Origin of the sequence: Serratia sp. PAMC26656, assembly GCF_016469055.2 — a bacterium.
In the GTDB taxonomy this organism is placed as follows: Bacteria; Pseudomonadota; Gammaproteobacteria; order Enterobacterales; family Enterobacteriaceae; genus Serratia; species Serratia plymuthica.
This window is the reverse complement of the sequence record NZ_CP150486.1, coordinates 1,414,042-1,427,960: the sequence shown is the minus strand read 5'-3', so window position 1 is coordinate 1,427,960 and position 13,919 is coordinate 1,414,042. Positions and strand designations below refer to the sequence as shown.

The 13,919-nt window shown below is 57.8% G+C and carries 13 protein-coding genes and 1 riboswitch; of the genes, 5 read left to right on the top strand and 8 right to left on the bottom strand.

What is annotated here, in order from left to right; translation table 11 throughout:
• Positions 1-2: 2 nt before the first annotated feature.
• The 3 genes from JEM67_RS07350 to JEM67_RS07340 are packed head-to-tail and all read left to right on the top strand — an operon-like array spanning position 3 to position 4,038.
• Complete coding sequence (locus JEM67_RS07350; protein WP_199635465.1) at positions 3-1,733, top strand: ATP-binding cassette domain-containing protein; 1,731 nt, start codon at positions 3-5, stop codon at positions 1,731-1,733.
• Positions 1,734-1,765: 32 nt separating this feature from the next.
• A complete protein-coding gene (locus JEM67_RS07345) occupies positions 1,766-2,920 on the top strand; it encodes an ABC transporter permease (RefSeq protein ID WP_199635571.1) in 1,155 nt (384 codons plus the stop codon).
• An 11-nt stretch (positions 2,921-2,931) separates the two neighbouring features.
• Positions 2,932-4,038 carry an ABC transporter permease gene (locus tag JEM67_RS07340; protein WP_199635466.1) on the top strand — a complete coding sequence of 369 codons (1,107 nt, stop codon included), beginning with the start codon at positions 2,932-2,934 and terminating at the stop codon, positions 4,036-4,038.
• A 374-nt stretch (positions 4,039-4,412) separates the two neighbouring features.
• Here JEM67_RS07340 and JEM67_RS07335 read toward each other — a convergent pair whose 3' ends face one another.
• The 6 genes from JEM67_RS07335 to moaA form a co-directional block, all read right to left on the bottom strand.
• The gene (locus tag JEM67_RS07335; RefSeq protein ID WP_004941907.1) at positions 4,413-5,123 is read right to left on the bottom strand and encodes a Bax inhibitor-1/YccA family protein; all 711 of its coding nucleotides are present in this window, start codon (positions 5,121-5,123) and stop codon (positions 4,413-4,415) included.
• Between the two features lie 130 nt (positions 5,124-5,253).
• On the bottom strand, positions 5,254-5,721 hold the full coding sequence (gene moaE, locus JEM67_RS07330) for a molybdopterin synthase catalytic subunit MoaE (protein WP_126481030.1): 468 nt from the start codon (positions 5,719-5,721) through the stop codon (positions 5,254-5,256).
• Between the two features lie 2 nt (positions 5,722-5,723).
• Complete coding sequence (gene moaD / locus JEM67_RS07325) at positions 5,724-5,969, bottom strand: molybdopterin synthase sulfur carrier subunit (protein WP_006324160.1); 246 nt, start codon at positions 5,967-5,969, stop codon at positions 5,724-5,726.
• Positions 5,966-6,445: a cyclic pyranopterin monophosphate synthase MoaC gene (gene moaC / locus JEM67_RS07320; protein WP_013811962.1), complete on the bottom strand. Its 480-nt coding sequence runs from the start codon at positions 6,443-6,445 to the stop codon at positions 5,966-5,968. Before moaC ends, moaD begins: the two co-directional genes overlap by 4 nt.
• 5 nt (positions 6,446-6,450) lie before the next feature.
• On the bottom strand, positions 6,451-6,963 hold the full coding sequence (moaB, locus tag JEM67_RS07315; protein ID WP_013811961.1) for a molybdenum cofactor biosynthesis protein B: 513 nt from the start codon (positions 6,961-6,963) through the stop codon (positions 6,451-6,453).
• A gap of 83 nt (positions 6,964-7,046) precedes the next feature.
• Entirely contained in the window at positions 7,047-8,033 is a 987-nt protein-coding gene (gene moaA, locus JEM67_RS07310; RefSeq protein ID WP_013811960.1) for a GTP 3',8-cyclase MoaA, read from the bottom strand.
• Positions 8,020-8,163, bottom strand: a riboswitch (molybdenum cofactor riboswitch). It overlaps the preceding gene by 14 nt.
• 261 nt (positions 8,164-8,424) lie before the next feature.
• Between moaA and yvcK the strand changes: the two genes are divergently transcribed.
• On the top strand, positions 8,425-9,342 hold the full coding sequence (gene yvcK / locus JEM67_RS07305; protein WP_004941894.1) for a uridine diphosphate-N-acetylglucosamine-binding protein YvcK: 918 nt from the start codon (positions 8,425-8,427) through the stop codon (positions 9,340-9,342).
• A 15-nt stretch (positions 9,343-9,357) separates the two neighbouring features.
• On the opposite strand, the gene JEM67_RS07300 is transcribed toward yvcK, so the two are convergent.
• Both JEM67_RS07300 and uvrB read right to left on the bottom strand, forming a co-directional pair.
• A complete protein-coding gene (locus JEM67_RS07300) occupies positions 9,358-9,615 on the bottom strand; it encodes a VF530 family DNA-binding protein (protein WP_063202833.1) in 258 nt (85 codons plus the stop codon).
• A 165-nt stretch (positions 9,616-9,780) separates the two neighbouring features.
• A complete protein-coding gene (gene uvrB, locus JEM67_RS07295) occupies positions 9,781-11,793 on the bottom strand; it encodes an excinuclease ABC subunit UvrB (RefSeq protein ID WP_013811958.1) in 2,013 nt (670 codons plus the stop codon).
• 1,318 nt (positions 11,794-13,111) lie between these two features.
• Between uvrB and JEM67_RS07290 the strand changes: the two genes are divergently transcribed.
• Positions 13,112-13,822 carry an ATP-binding cassette domain-containing protein gene (locus JEM67_RS07290; protein WP_004941886.1) on the top strand — a complete coding sequence of 237 codons (711 nt, stop codon included), beginning with the start codon at positions 13,112-13,114 and terminating at the stop codon, positions 13,820-13,822.
• The last annotated feature ends 97 nt before the right edge of the window (positions 13,823-13,919 follow it).

Here is a 13,919-nt window from a genome sequence, read left to right as displayed (position 1 = left end):
TGATGGAACAGGTCATTGAACTTGAGGCGTTGGAAAAACGTTTTCCGTCGTTGGCAAAACCCGCGGTCGCCAGCCTGACCACCCGCCTGACCAGTGGTGCGGTCACCGGGCTGGTTGGCCCGGACGGTGCCGGTAAAACCACGCTGCTGCGCATGCTGGCCGGGTTGTTGAAACCCAGCAGCGGCATGCTGCGCGTCGCCGGGCTGGATCCGATCGCGCAAGATCGTCAACTGCACGCCATCCTTGGCTACATGCCGCAAAAGTTCGGGCTATATGAAGATCTGACGGTCATGGAAAACCTGACGCTGTACGCCGATCTGCGCGGGGTCACCGGCGATCTGCGTAAACAGACTTTCGAGCGGCTGCTGACCTTCACCGATCTCACTCGCTTTACCACCCGCCTCGCGGGCAAGCTTTCCGGCGGCATGAAGCAAAAACTCGGGTTGGCCTGCACGCTGGTGGGCCAACCGCAGGTGCTGCTGCTGGATGAACCTGGGGTCGGCGTCGATCCGATCTCGCGCCGCGAGCTGTGGCGCATGGTGCATGAGCTGGCCAACGACGGCATGCTGATCCTGTGGAGCACCTCCTATCTTGACGAGGCCGAGCAGTGTCGCGAAGTACTGCTGCTCAATGAAGGCGAATTGCTGTTCAGCGGCGCACCTAAAGATCTGACCCAGCGCATGGCCGGGCGCACGGTGCTGATTACGCCCCCCGCCGGCAGCCACCGCGCCCTGCTGCAACGGGCGATCTGTCTGCCGTCGGTCAGCGACGGGGTGATCCAGGGCAAATACCTGCGGCTGATCCTCAAGCAGGGCGAAGATCACCGGCAGGTACTGCAGGCGCTGGATCTGCCGGATGCCGAAATGACGGAAGCGGATCCGCGCTTCGAGGATGCATTTATCGATCTGCTCGGCGGCGGGCCAAACAGTAAATCGGCGCTGGCGGAGATCATGCCGACCGTCGAGGGTGAAAGCTCGCAAACGGTGATCGAAGCGCAGGGGCTGACCAAGAAATTCGGTGATTTCGCCGCCACCGACCATGTGGACTTCAAGGTGCAGCGCGGTGAGATTTTCGGCCTGCTCGGCCCGAACGGCGCCGGTAAGTCCACCACCTTCAAAATGATGTGCGGGCTGCTGGTGCCGACCGAAGGCAAGGCGTTGGTGCTGGATATGGATCTGAAAACCAGCTCCGGCAAGGCGCGCCAACGTCTGGGCTATATGGCGCAGAAATTCTCGCTGTACGGCAACCTGACGGTGGCGCAGAACCTGAAATTTTTCTCCGGTGTTTACGGCCTGAGCGGCAAAGCGCAGCGCGACAAAATCAACGAGATGTCGACCGCCTTCAACTTTGGGCCGATCCTCAGCCAAACGCCGGATTCGCTGCCGCTCGGCTTCAAGCAACGGCTGGCCCTGGCCTGCGCGCTGATGCACGAACCGGACATTCTGTTTCTCGACGAACCGACCTCGGGCGTCGATCCCCTGACCCGCCGCGAGTTCTGGTTGCACATCAACGGCATGGTGGATAAAGGCGTGACGGTGATGGTCACGACCCACTTTATGGACGAGGCGGAGTACTGCGATCGCATCGGGCTGGTATATCGCGGCAAGATCATCGCCGCCGGCACGCCAGACGATCTCAAACAGCAGGTCGCCAGCAACGACAACCCCAATCCTTCAATGGAGCAGGCGTTTATCGAACTGGTGCAGGGCTACGATCGGGAGGAACAGCCGTGAGCGAGAAAGCAGCCGTGAGCGAAAAAATAGCCATGAACGAGAAAACAAACTCCACCGACGCCAGCGGTTTCTCCTGGCGACGGCTGCGTGCGCTGTGTCTGAAAGAGACGCGGCAGATCCTGCGCGATCCCAGCAGCGGGCTGATCGCCTTTGTGATCCCTTTGATGCTGCTGTTTATCTTCGGCTACGGCATCAACCTGGATTCCAGCAAGCTGCGGCTGGGCATTTTAATGGAGCAACAAAGTGAAGACGCCCGCGATCTGGCCCACGCTTTCGCCGGCTCGCCCTACATTGAACCGACCATCAGCGATAACCGCCAACAGTTGATCCAACTGATGCAGGCCGGGCGCATCCGTGGGTTGGTGGTGATCCCCAACGACTTTGACAAACAGCTGGCGCGGCCGCACGACAGCGCGCCAATCCAGATTATCACCGACGGCAGCGAGCCGAACACCGCCAACTTTGTTCAGGGCTATACCCAGGGCGTGTGGCAAATCTGGCAGCAGCAGCGCGCCACCGATCGCGGGCGCGAGGATAAGCCGCTGATTGACGTGCAGATGCGTTACTGGTTTAACCCGGCGGCAATCAGCCGGCACTACATCATTCCCGGCGCCATCACCATTATCATGACAGTGATTGGCGCGATCCTCACCTCGCTGGTGATCGCCCGCGAATGGGAACGCGGCACCATGGAGGCGCTGCTCTCCACCCAGGTGACGCGCAGCGAACTGTTGCTTTCCAAACTGGTGCCTTATTACTTCCTCGGCATGATCGCCATGGTGCTGTGCATGGTGGTCTCGGTGTTCGTGCTCGGCGTGCCCTATCGCGGTTCGCTGCTGATTTTGTTCGTTATCAGCAGCCTGTTCCTCGCCAGCACGCTCGGCATGGGGCTGTTGATTTCCACCCTCACCCGTAACCAGTTCAACGCGGCGATGGTGGCGCTGAACGCCGCCTTTCTGCCTTCGATTATGCTGTCCGGCTTTATCTTCCAAATCGACAGCATGCCGGCAATCGTGCGCGCCGTGACTTATATCATCCCGGCGCGCTATTTCGTCAGCACATTGCAGACGCTGTTTCTGGCAGGCAACGTCGGCACGGTACTGATGATTAATCTGCTGTTCCTGATCGCCTCGGCGGTGGTGTTTATCGGCCTGACGGCCTGGAAAACCCAGCGGCGGCTGGATTAAGGAGAAAGACAATGTTTTACCGTCTCTGGACGTTAATCATTAAGGAAATGCAATCGCTGCTGCGCGATCCGCAGACCCGCGCCATCCTGATTTTACCGGTTATTCTGCAGGTACTGCTGTTCCCGTTCGCCGCCACGCTGGAGGTGACCAACGCCACCATCGCGGTGTACAGCGAAGACAGCGGTCATGCTTCAGTGGAGCTGACTCAGCGCTTCGCCAAGGCGAAAGCCTTTTCGCACGTCTTGCTGCTGCGCAGCCCGCAAGAGATACAAACCACCCTCGACAACCAGCAGGCGCTGCTGCTGATCCGCTTCCCGGCGCAGTTCTCGCGCGATATCGCCAGCGGTACTACCGCCCCGCTGCAATTACTGCTCGACGGGCGCAATTCCAACAGCGCGCAGATTGCCGCCAACTATGTGCAGCAGATTGTGCAGGATTACCAAAACGAGCTGATCGGCAACCGCGTCAAGCCCAACAACAGCGAGTTGGTGGTGCGTAACTGGTATAACCCGAATCTGGATTACAAATGGTTCGTGGTGCCTTCGCTGATCGCCATGATCACCACCATCGGCGTGCTGATTGTCACCTCGCTGTCGGTGGCGCGCGAGCGCGAACAGGGCACGCTGGAGCAGTTGCTGGTGTCGCCGCTGACCACCTGGCAGATTTTTATCGGCAAAGCGGTCCCGGCGCTGATTGTCGCCACCTTCCAGGCCAGCATCGTGCTGCTGATTGGCATCTTTATGTACCAGATCCCGTTCGCCGGCTCGCTGCTGTTGTTCTACGGCACCATGCTGGTTTACGGGCTGTCGTTGGTGGGGTTCGGTCTGCTGATTTCTTCGCTGTGCGCCACGCAGCAGCAGGCGTTTATCGGCGTGTTCGTGTTTATGATGCCGGCGATCCTGCTTTCCGGTTATGTCTCGCCGGTGGAGAACATGCCGGTGTGGCTGCAGGATCTCACCTGGGTTAACCCGATTCGCCACTTTACCGACATCACCAAACAGATCTATTTGAAGGACGCCAGCTTCGGCATTATCTGGCACAGCCTGTGGCCGCTGCTGGTGATCACCGCCACCACCGGCAGCGCCGCCTACGCCATGTTCCGCCGCAAAATGGCATAAAAAATGTCGAGTTTGATGACAAAGTTGTCTTTAAACCCGAGATACCCGGGCCTAGCGCACCGAGGGGCCATTATGGGACACATCCGTGTGTCCCACCCTGCGGGCCGACATGAAGTCGTTCCAATTTGCTCCCGGCAAATTGGTCGGCGGGCAAGCCGCTACGACCCCTTCGCCACGCTCTCCCTAATAACGGGCTTTGTCAGTAGTCTGGGGCTTAACATGCTAAGCCCGGAAAACGCTGATTTTAGCGGCGGCGAGACCAAGCAATGGTGCGACGCCCGCAGCGCAGAAAGCACAGTTGACATAGGTCAATGAGCATTTCGAGCAGCGTACGGTGCAGTAGTACGCTGTGTCGCAGCCCCGATAAAACGGATTTAGCGGCGATTGCCGAAAATACGCAACAACATCAGGAACAAGTTGATGAAATCAAGATACAGCGTCAGCGCGCCGACAATGGCGTATTTGCGGAAGCTGTCTTTGTCATCGGCGTTCAGTTGTTCGCCCATGGCTTTCAGTTTCTGGGTGTCGTACGCCGTCAGGCCAACGAACACCAGCACCCCGATATAGGTAATCGCCCACATCAGCGCGGTGCTTTTCAGCCAGATATTCACCAGCGAAGCCAGCACGATGCCAATCAGCGCCATAAACAGCATGCTGCCGAAACCGCTCAAATCACGCTTGGTGGTGTAGCCGTACAGGCTCATGGCTCCGAACATCCCGGCGGTCACCACAAAGGTGCTGGCGATCGAGCTGTAGGTATAAGCAATGAAAATGCTGGAAAGCGTCAACCCGGTCAGCGCCGAATAAAGCATAAACAGTGACGTAGCCACCGTGCCGCTCAGGCGGTTGACCATACCGGAGATCACGAACACCAGCGCCAACTGAGCGATAATCAGGCCGAAGAAGGTGATCTGGCTGGAGAAGATAAAGTTGAGGATCGCGGGCGTGTTGGCCGCGTACCAGGAAACGAACGCCGTCAACAGCAAGCCACAGGTCATCCAGCCATAAACCTGCGCCATATAAGCCTGAATGCCGCTGTTGGCACGTTCGACGATTGAACCATTAGAGCGTGGATATCGGTCCATGACGGTTACCTTTTGCGTATGAAACAAGATTTCGAGTCCCGTATTACGAGACTCGGCCTGCTATAAGCGTACCACAGAAAATCGAACGGCAAAGCGGCAAAGGTATTGATTTGTTTCCGCTGTTTACGCGTTATTTAGCCGCTTGATGCCAGCGCTCCGCCGCCTGACGATCGCTGTCGCGAGCATCGACCCAGCGGTCGCCCTGCCCGGTCGCCTCGCGCTTCCAGAACGGCGCACGGGTTTTCAGGTAGTCCATGATGAATTCGGTGGCGGCAAACGCCATGCTGCGGTGCGCGCTGGTCACGCCGACGAACACAATCTCCTCGCCGGGAAACAGTTCGCCCACGCGGTGGATCACCGTCGCCCGCTGCAACGGCCAGCGGTTGCGCGCTTCCACCACGATCTCCGCCAGCGCTTTTTCGGTCATGCCGGGGTAGTGCTCCAGCGTCAACGCGCTGACGTCATCGCCCAGATTATGGTTGCGCACCTTGCCGGTGAAGGTCACGACGGCGCCGTCGTCATCGCACTGCGCCAGCCACTGATACTCATCACCAACGCTGAAGGGCGCTGCGCCGACGCGGATACGGGTGTTTTCCACTGTTAACCTCCGGTTACCGGCGGAAAGAAAGCGACTTCATCGCCGGCGCGCAGCGGGTGCTCGGCCGCCACCAGCGACTGATTGACCGCCGTCAGCAGCTTGCCGGATTCCAGCGCCAGCGCCCAACGTTCGCCGCGTGCGCACAACGCCCTGCGCAGCGCCTCTACCGTGGGATAGTCCGCCGGCATCGACAAATCGCCGGTCCCCACCAGTTCGCGCACTTGCGCAAAAAACAGAATGCTAATCATAGGTCCACCTTAAAATCACCGGACTTGCCGCCGCTTTTCGCCAGCAGCCGTACCGGGCCGATCACCATGTCTTTCTGCACCGCTTTGCACATGTCGTAAATGGTCAACGCGGCTACCGAGGCGGCGGTCAGCGCTTCCATTTCGACGCCGGTCTTGCCGGTCAGCCGGCAGCAGGTTTCAATGCGCACCCGGCTGTGTTCCGGTTGCGCCTCCAACTGCACTTCAACCTTGCTCAGCATCAGCGGATGGCACAGCGGGATCAGCTCCCAGGTGCGTTTCGCCGCCTGAATGCCGGCGATACGCGCCGTGGCGAAAACGTCGCCCTTGTGGTGGCTGCCGTCGATAATCATCGCCAACGTGGCGGGCAGCATCTCGACAAAGGCCTCGGCGCGGGCTTCGCGCACCGTCTCCGCCTTGGCGGACACGTCGACCATATGGGCTTCGCCCGCGGCGTTAATATGGGTTAGCTGCGTCATGGATCTTATCTCTTCAGATGGGGCTGGAAGTTGCACGGGCGGTGGCGCGCGTCCAACTGCTCTTCAATAATGCGCTCCCAGGCGGTGCGGCAGGCGCGGGTCGAACCCGGCATGGCGAAAATCACCGTCCGGTTGGCGATGCCGGCCAGCGCGCGCGACTGGATAGTGGCGGTGCCGATTTCTTCGTAGGACACCATGCGGAACAGTTCGCCGAACCCTTCGACCTCGCGGTCAAACAGCGGCAACAGCGCTTCCGGGGTGTTGTCGCGGGCGGTAAAACCGGTGCCGCCGGTGATCAACACCGCCTGCACGCCTTCATCGGCAATCCACGCGGAAACCCGTGCGCGGATCAGGTATTTATCGTCTTTGACGATGGCGCGATCCACCACCTGATGGCCCGCCTCCTGCGCCGCTTCCTGCAGATAGTGGCCGGAAGTGTCTTCCGCTTCGTCCCGGCTGTCCGAGACGGTCAGAATGGCGATATGCGCCGGAATGAATTCACTGCTGGCATGACTCATTGTTAACGATGCTCCTCTTCGTTGGATGCCCAATAGATTTCAAGTTGCAGCCAATAACGCCGTGGCTTGAGATATACAGAGTATTATCCGCCGATAAACGACAGGTTCTGGGTAATGCCGGTGTTGTTCTGATGCAGGAAATGGGTCTGTTTTTTGCTCAGCAACCCGCCCTGGATACGCTGCTTCAATGCCTCGAGTTGGCCGTCGTCCGCCAGCAGATCGCGCAGCGTGATGCCTTGCTCGCCGAACAGGCACAAGTGCAGATTGCCGATGGCGGAGACCCGCAGCCGGTTGCAGCTGGCGCAGAAATCTTTCTCGTACGGCATGATCAACCCCACTTCCCCCTGGTAATCCGGGTGGCTGAATACCTGAGCCGGGCCGTCGCTGCGGCCGCGGGGTTGCCGTTGCCAGCCCTGCTGCTCCAGTTGCAAACGAATCACTTCGCCGGACACGTGATGCCGGCGAAACAGCTCGCCACCGTCGCCGGTTTCCATCAGTTCGATAAAACGCAGTTGGATAGGACGGTCCTTGATCCAGTGCAGAAATGCGCCCAGTTGCTGATGATTGACGTCACGCATCAGCACCGCATTGACCTTGACCTTGCTGAACCCGGCGGCAAACGCGGCATCGATGCCATCCATCACCTGGCGGAACTTGTCCTGGCCGGTAATGGCATGAAACTGGCGAGCATCCAGGCTGTCGACGCTGACGTTAATCGCCGTCAGGCCGGCGTCGCGCCACTGGGCGACATCGCGCGCCAGACGGTAACCGTTGGTGGTGACCGCCAGCGTTCGGATGGCCGGGTTTTCACGCACGGCGGCAATGATCTCGGTAAAATCGCGACGCAACGAAGGTTCACCGCCGGTAAGGCGGACCTTTTCAGTGCCCAGTTCGGCGAATGCACGGCTGACACGCCGGATCTCATCCAGCGACAGGAAGGTTTTCGGGCTGCCGTTAGGTTGGTAACCGTCAGGCAAACAGTAGGTGCAACGAAAGTTACACACGTCGGTGATCGACAGGCGCAAGTAATAGAACTTACGCTCATAAGCATCAATAAGTTGCGGCACCATAACACCTTTCCAAAGTCGGGAGATGCGAGCGTTTCCACTCTGCACCCTGGTGGCTGACTTCGCCACGGCCCAAGCGCCATATTGTTCGCAGGAACAACGTAGGCCCAGAGGCTAGGAGTTTTGGTCTCAGTTCCCGCTGCTTGAATAGCCGGAACGAAACCGTGGTTTTCACCAGAATACTAGCGCTAAATAAACGCGATAGCCAACGCGCAATTTCGCTATATAATTGTGTATACAGCGTTTTTACGTGTCTGCGAGTCTGGTTAACCATGATAAACGCCCCTTGCGCAGGTGAATTGACCAGAATCACGCAAATGACACTCTTTTTCGCGTTTTTACGCCAAATCCGCTACTTTATGCGGGCAGTTTCAGCCCCTTTGTAAGGAAATTTATGCGTAATCGTACCCTGGCCGATCTCGATCGGGTGGTGGCATTAGGTGGCGGCCACGGTCTTGGTCGCGTGATGTCTTCCCTGTCGTCTTTAGGCTCCCGTTTAACCGGCATTGTTACCACCACCGATAATGGCGGTTCCACCGGTCGCATCCGCCGCTCGGAAGGCGGCATTGCCTGGGGCGATACCCGCAACTGTCTCAATCAACTGATTACCGAACCGAGCGTCGCCTCCGCGATGTTCGAATACCGCTTCAGTGGCAACGGCGAGCTGTCGGGGCATAATCTCGGCAACCTGATGCTGAAAGCGTTGGATCACCTCAGCGTACGCCCGTTGGAAGCGATCAATCTGGTACGCAGCCTGCTGAAAGTGGACGCGGCGCTGATCCCAATGTCCGAACAGCCGGTGGATCTGATGGCGCACGATCACGAAGGCCACCAGGTTTACGGTGAGGTGAATATCGACCAGCTCACCCATATGCCGCAGGAGCTGATGCTGTCGCCGCACGTCCATGCCACGCGTGAGGCGCTGGACGCCATCGCGCAGGCCGACGTGATCCTGATTGGGCCGGGCAGTTTTCTCACCAGCCTGATGCCGTTGTTACTGTTGGACGACCTCACCCAGGCTCTGCGTCGCAGCAGCGCCAATATGATTTACATCGGCAATCTGGGGCGCGAACTGAGCGTCGCGGCGGCGGCATTGTCGCTGAAGGACAAGCTGGAGCTGATGGAAGAGCGGATTGGCCGCAAGATGATTGATGCGCTGATTGTCGGCCCGGCGGCGGATACCGGTGCGGTGCAGGATCGCGTAGTGATTCAGCAACCGCTGGAAGCCGCCGATATTCCATACCGCCACGATCGCCAGCTGCTGCGCCAGGCGCTGGATCAGGCGCTGATAGAATTGGGTACTCGCGCCTGAGTTAATCGTGGTCGGTTAATCGCGCCCACGCAGCCACGGGTTGTCGCTGGCGGCACTGTTGACCATATCGATATAGAGATCTTCCACCTGCTTGCGCGCCCAAGGCGTGCGGCGCAAAAACTTCAAGCTGGACTTGATGCTGGGATCGCTGCTGAAGCAGTTGATGCGAATGCGTTCGGCCAGCCCTGACCAGCCATAGCTCTCCACCAGCTTAGTTAAAAGTTGTTCCAGAGTGACACCGTGTAACGGGTCTTTGGACTGGTGTTCGGTCATGGTCTTTGGCTCGCGTTAATCAATTGGCCGCACACCATAATCAGCTTTGGCGTAGGCGACAAGAAATTTATCCCCTTCGTCTTTCAAACTGCCGCGTTCATATCACCTCAGGGGCGAAGAAATTCGCCCCGATGGATGCGGGCACCGAATACGGCCCCCAACGGCTCACGAAATGGCGATAAACTGCTCGCGCAACTGGTGGATTTCGTCACGCAAACCGGCAGCCTGCTCGAACTCCAGATTCTGCGCGTGGGTATACATCTGCGCTTCCAGCTCGCGGATTTTCTGATCCAGCGCTTTTGGCGTCAGGTGCTGATACTGGGCGGCGCTTTCCACGGCCTTGCCCTTCCCTCGGCCCTTGCTGCGGTTGCCCGGCTGGCCCAACTGCAGGATATCGGACACTTTCTTGTTCAGGCCTTTAGGCACAATGCCGTTTTCTTCGTTGAACGCCTGCTGCTTGACGCGGCGGCGTTCGGTCTCGCCAATCGCCCTGGCCATCGAGTCGGTAATTCTGTCGCCGTAGAGGATTGCCTTGCCGTTGAGATTACGCGCCGCGCGCCCGATGGTCTGGATCAGGGAGCGTTCGGAACGCAGGAAACCTTCCTTGTCTGCGTCCAGAATCGCCACCAGCGACACCTCAGGCATGTCCAGCCCTTCACGCAACAGGTTGATGCCCACCAGCACGTCAAACTCGCCCAGACGCAGGTCACGAATGATTTCGACGCGTTCTACGGTATCGATGTCCGAGTGCAGATAGCGCACGCGCTCGCCGTGCTCTTCCAGGTATTCGGTCAAATCTTCCGCCATGCGCTTGGTCAGGGTGGTCACCAACACGCGTTCCTTGACCGCCACCCGCTTGCGGATCTCGGAAAGCAGGTCGTCCACCTGGGTGGTGACCGGCCGCACTTCCACTATCGGATCCAGCAGCCCGGTAGGCCGCACGACCTGATCAATAATGTCGTCGCCGGATTTCTCCAGCTCATATTTGCCCGGCGTGGCGGACACATAGATAGTCTGCGGCGCCAGCGCTTCGAACTCTTCAAAACGCATCGGGCGGTTATCCAGCGCCGACGGCAGGCGGAAACCGTATTCCACCAGCGTTTCCTTGCGCGAGCGGTCACCTTTGTACATACCGCCGATTTGCGGAATGGTGACGTGCGATTCATCGACCACCAGCAGGCCATCCGCCGGCAAGTAGTCAAACAGCGTAGGTGGCGGCTCGCCCTCGCTGCGCCCGGACAAATAGCGCGAATAGTTTTCAATGCCGGAGCAGTAGCCCAGCTCGTTCATCATCTCCAGATCAAACTGGGTACGCTGCGTCAGGCGCTGTTCTTCCAGCAGCTTGTTGTTGGCCAGCAGCACCTTGCGCCGCTCGGCCAGATCCACCTTGATCTCTTCCATCGCCTGCAGGATCCGCTCGCGCGGCGTCACGTAGTGCGACTTCGGGTAAATGGTGAAGCGCTGCACCACCTGCTCGATCTGGCCGGTCAGCGGATCGAATAGCGACAGCCGTTCGACTTCTTCATCAAACAGCTCGATGCGTAGCGCCAGTTCGTCCGACTCTGCCGGGAAGATGTCGATCACCTCGCCGCGCACGCGGAAGGTGGCGCGCTGGAAAGCCTGATCGTTGCGGGAATATTGCAGCTCCGTCAAACGCCGCAGGATCGAACGTTGATCGATGATCATGCCCTTGGTCAGGTGCAGCATCATCTTCAGATACAGCTCCGGATCGCCCAGACCGTAGATTGCCGACACCGATGCCACCACCACCACGTCGCGGCGTTCCAGCAGCGCTTTGGTGGCTGAAAGGCGCATCTGTTCGATGTGCTCGTTCACCGCGGAGTCTTTTTCAATAAAGGTATCGGAGCTGGGAACATAGGCTTCCGGCTGGTAGTAGTCGTAGTACGAGACAAAATACTCAACCGCATTCTCGGGGAAGAACTCTTTCATCTCGCCATACAGCTGCGCCGCCAGCGTCTTGTTTGGCGCCAGCACCATGGTCGGCCGGTTTAGATCGGCGATGACGTTGGCGATGGTAAATGTCTTGCCCGAACCGGTAACGCCCAACAGCGTTTGATGCGCCAGGCCGTCTTCCAGGCCCTCTTCAAGCTTGCGAATGGCTTCCGGCTGATCGCCGGCCGGTTTGAAATCGGAATGCAGTTTGAAAATTTTACTCATTGACTCGGCTACCCTGTGGAGATGCGCGCGCTCAGGCGGCCATGGAGCGGATGCTCGACGAATGGCCCCTAATTATGGAAAGCCCCGGCGATTTTCGCCAGTGCCTATGATACTGGATATAAAACCAGCTTCAAGCGATTCGTTGCTCAAGATGGCGTAGCCCGCCATTGACCCTGGTGCCGACGCGCAATGGCAAAGCGCTGCCTAATGCGCATCGGCGGGGCGTGGATGCACCGACAGGGTTACAGTCGCGTGACATTTTTATTGTCAATAACTGATTTATCCCCAAAATCCGTCAAAAATTAACTTATTGATAGCACTGCGGCGAAAAATCATACATAGCCACATCATCAATACCTTCGTGGCTTGATTTTAGTTAATTTATTGATATTAAACATATTTAATAAAAAGATGAGAATGCGGCCAACGCGAACAGAACCCGCGCCCGCTCTCGCTTTAAACCGCTTTTCTAAATCTAATGCACAAGGTTATCCACAGGAATAGTGGATAACTCCCACCGCCCCGCCCGTGACGGGAGTTGCAGAAAGAACGCTTTTTGCCGTTTCACCTCACCGAAACGGCTTTTTTAGTTATTTTTTCACAAAAAATTCGCTTTGTTTATGCCGATTAATGCTAAGCATCCCCATTGCCAAAAACACATTTATCCCATTTTTGCGCTCATGTGCTGCATCTTGCCGCAACCGGCGAAATAGTTTGCACCATCACTTTTCCTCACAGCACTGCAACAGTGCAAAAATCGTCCGCGTTAACTTTCCACCGCATTTTTGGCCGGGCCACCGGACCAGTCTACGCCTGCCAAACGGTTAACAAGACAATAACATTCCCCTTTTTTTTCCAATTGTAAAAGTTGGCCTGAGAGTTGCAATATCGTTTAACGGCAAAAGTGCGACCAGGTGAAATATCCGTGTCGCTACGGCAGGATTCGCTGCTCTTCGGTCAGCGCCAGCCTGGGGTTAAATAACTGTCAATGGCACGATAAAAGCGAATACACGCTGATAAATTGGCATTAACAACCATTTTTGCCTGCAAATCGTTTATTTTTCCTGAACCGTAACTACCTCGTTAAAGGTAGGCATGCAGCATTTTGTTCTGGACATTAAGACACTCGGGAAAGAAACCGCCAAGGCGGCTTAAGCAGGAAGGAGTGGATAACGCAGGGAAGTAGACGTTTGATGGCCGTTCCTGCGCTGATGCCGGCCGGTGAGATCGGTGCGGTTTTTAACAGAAACGTGTTACGCCTGTGCCCATTTGGGCACACATCCACGAGTGGAATACAGGTCTTTGAGGAGAGTGTCGGATGTTGAGTTTAAGGTCAGTGAACCAGTTCTACGGGCAAAATCATACCCTGTGGGATATTAACCTGGAGTTGCCGCGCGGCCAGTGCACGGTGCTTATCGGTCGTAACGGCGTGGGTAAAACCACGTTGGTCAACTGCATCATGGGGCATTTGCCGGTCGTCAGCGGCAGCATGACCTGGCAGTTGGCGGACGAACCCCCGCAAAATCTGCTGCAGCAGCCGATGGAAAACCGGGCGGCGCTGGGCATCAGCTACGTGCCGCAAGGGCGGCAAATCTTCTCGCAGCTCAGCGTGGAAGAGAACCTGCAGGTGGCGCTGATGGCCGGCCGGGACAAAACCCGCCGCATTCCGCCTCTCATTTACAGCCTGTTCCCCAACCTGCGGGAAATGCGCAGCCGCCGGGCCGGTGATTTGTGCGATGGCGAGCAGCAGCAACTGGCGATTGGCCGTGCGCTGGTGCTGGAGCCGGAGCTGCTGATCCTCGACGAGCCGACCAGTGGAGTACAGCCTTCGATCGCCGCCGATATCGGTAATGCGATCCGCAAGCTGAACCGCGAGCTGGGCATGACGATCCTGCTGGTGGAACACAAATTGCCGTTTGTCCGCCGCGTGGCGGATCGCTTTTGCCTGATGGATCAGGGCCGCAGTGTGGCGAACGGCACGCTGGAGCAGTTGGACGAGGATTTGATCAATGCCTATCTGGCAGTGTAACTGGCGGGGCGCGGAGTATTGCGCCCCTGCTCTCGTTCGAGCCGGTAAATCCCCTTTCTCTGCTCCTGTGTTGTATCAGCCAAGGCAGAGCCCGCGT

Excerpts from the sequence above, each read along its gene's own strand:
- JEM67_RS07350 (WP_199635465.1), top strand. The coding sequence starts at position 3 with ATGGAACAGGTCATTGAACTTGAGGCGTTGGAAAAACGTTTTCCGTCG.
- JEM67_RS07345 (WP_199635571.1), top strand. The coding sequence starts at position 1,766 with ATGAACGAGAAAACAAACTCCACCGACGCCAGCGGTTTCTCCTGGCGA.
- JEM67_RS07340 (WP_199635466.1), top strand. The coding sequence starts at position 2,932 with ATGTTTTACCGTCTCTGGACGTTAATCATTAAGGAAATGCAATCGCTG.
- JEM67_RS07335 (WP_004941907.1), bottom strand. The coding sequence starts at position 5,123 with ATGGACCGATATCCACGCTCTAATGGTTCAATCGTCGAACGTGCCAAC.
- moaD (WP_006324160.1), bottom strand. The coding sequence starts at position 5,969 with ATGATTAGCATTCTGTTTTTTGCGCAAGTGCGCGAACTGGTGGGGACC.
- moaC (WP_013811962.1), bottom strand. The coding sequence starts at position 6,445 with ATGACGCAGCTAACCCATATTAACGCCGCGGGCGAAGCCCATATGGTC.
- moaB (WP_013811961.1), bottom strand. The coding sequence starts at position 6,963 with ATGAGTCATGCCAGCAGTGAATTCATTCCGGCGCATATCGCCATTCTG.
- moaA (WP_013811960.1), bottom strand. The coding sequence starts at position 8,033 with ATGGTGCCGCAACTTATTGATGCTTATGAGCGTAAGTTCTATTACTTG.
- yvcK (WP_004941894.1), top strand. The coding sequence starts at position 8,425 with ATGCGTAATCGTACCCTGGCCGATCTCGATCGGGTGGTGGCATTAGGT.
- JEM67_RS07300 (WP_063202833.1), bottom strand. The coding sequence starts at position 9,615 with ATGACCGAACACCAGTCCAAAGACCCGTTACACGGTGTCACTCTGGAA.
- uvrB (WP_013811958.1), bottom strand. The coding sequence starts at position 11,793 with ATGAGTAAAATTTTCAAACTGCATTCCGATTTCAAACCGGCCGGCGAT.
- JEM67_RS07290 (WP_004941886.1), top strand. The coding sequence starts at position 13,112 with ATGTTGAGTTTAAGGTCAGTGAACCAGTTCTACGGGCAAAATCATACC.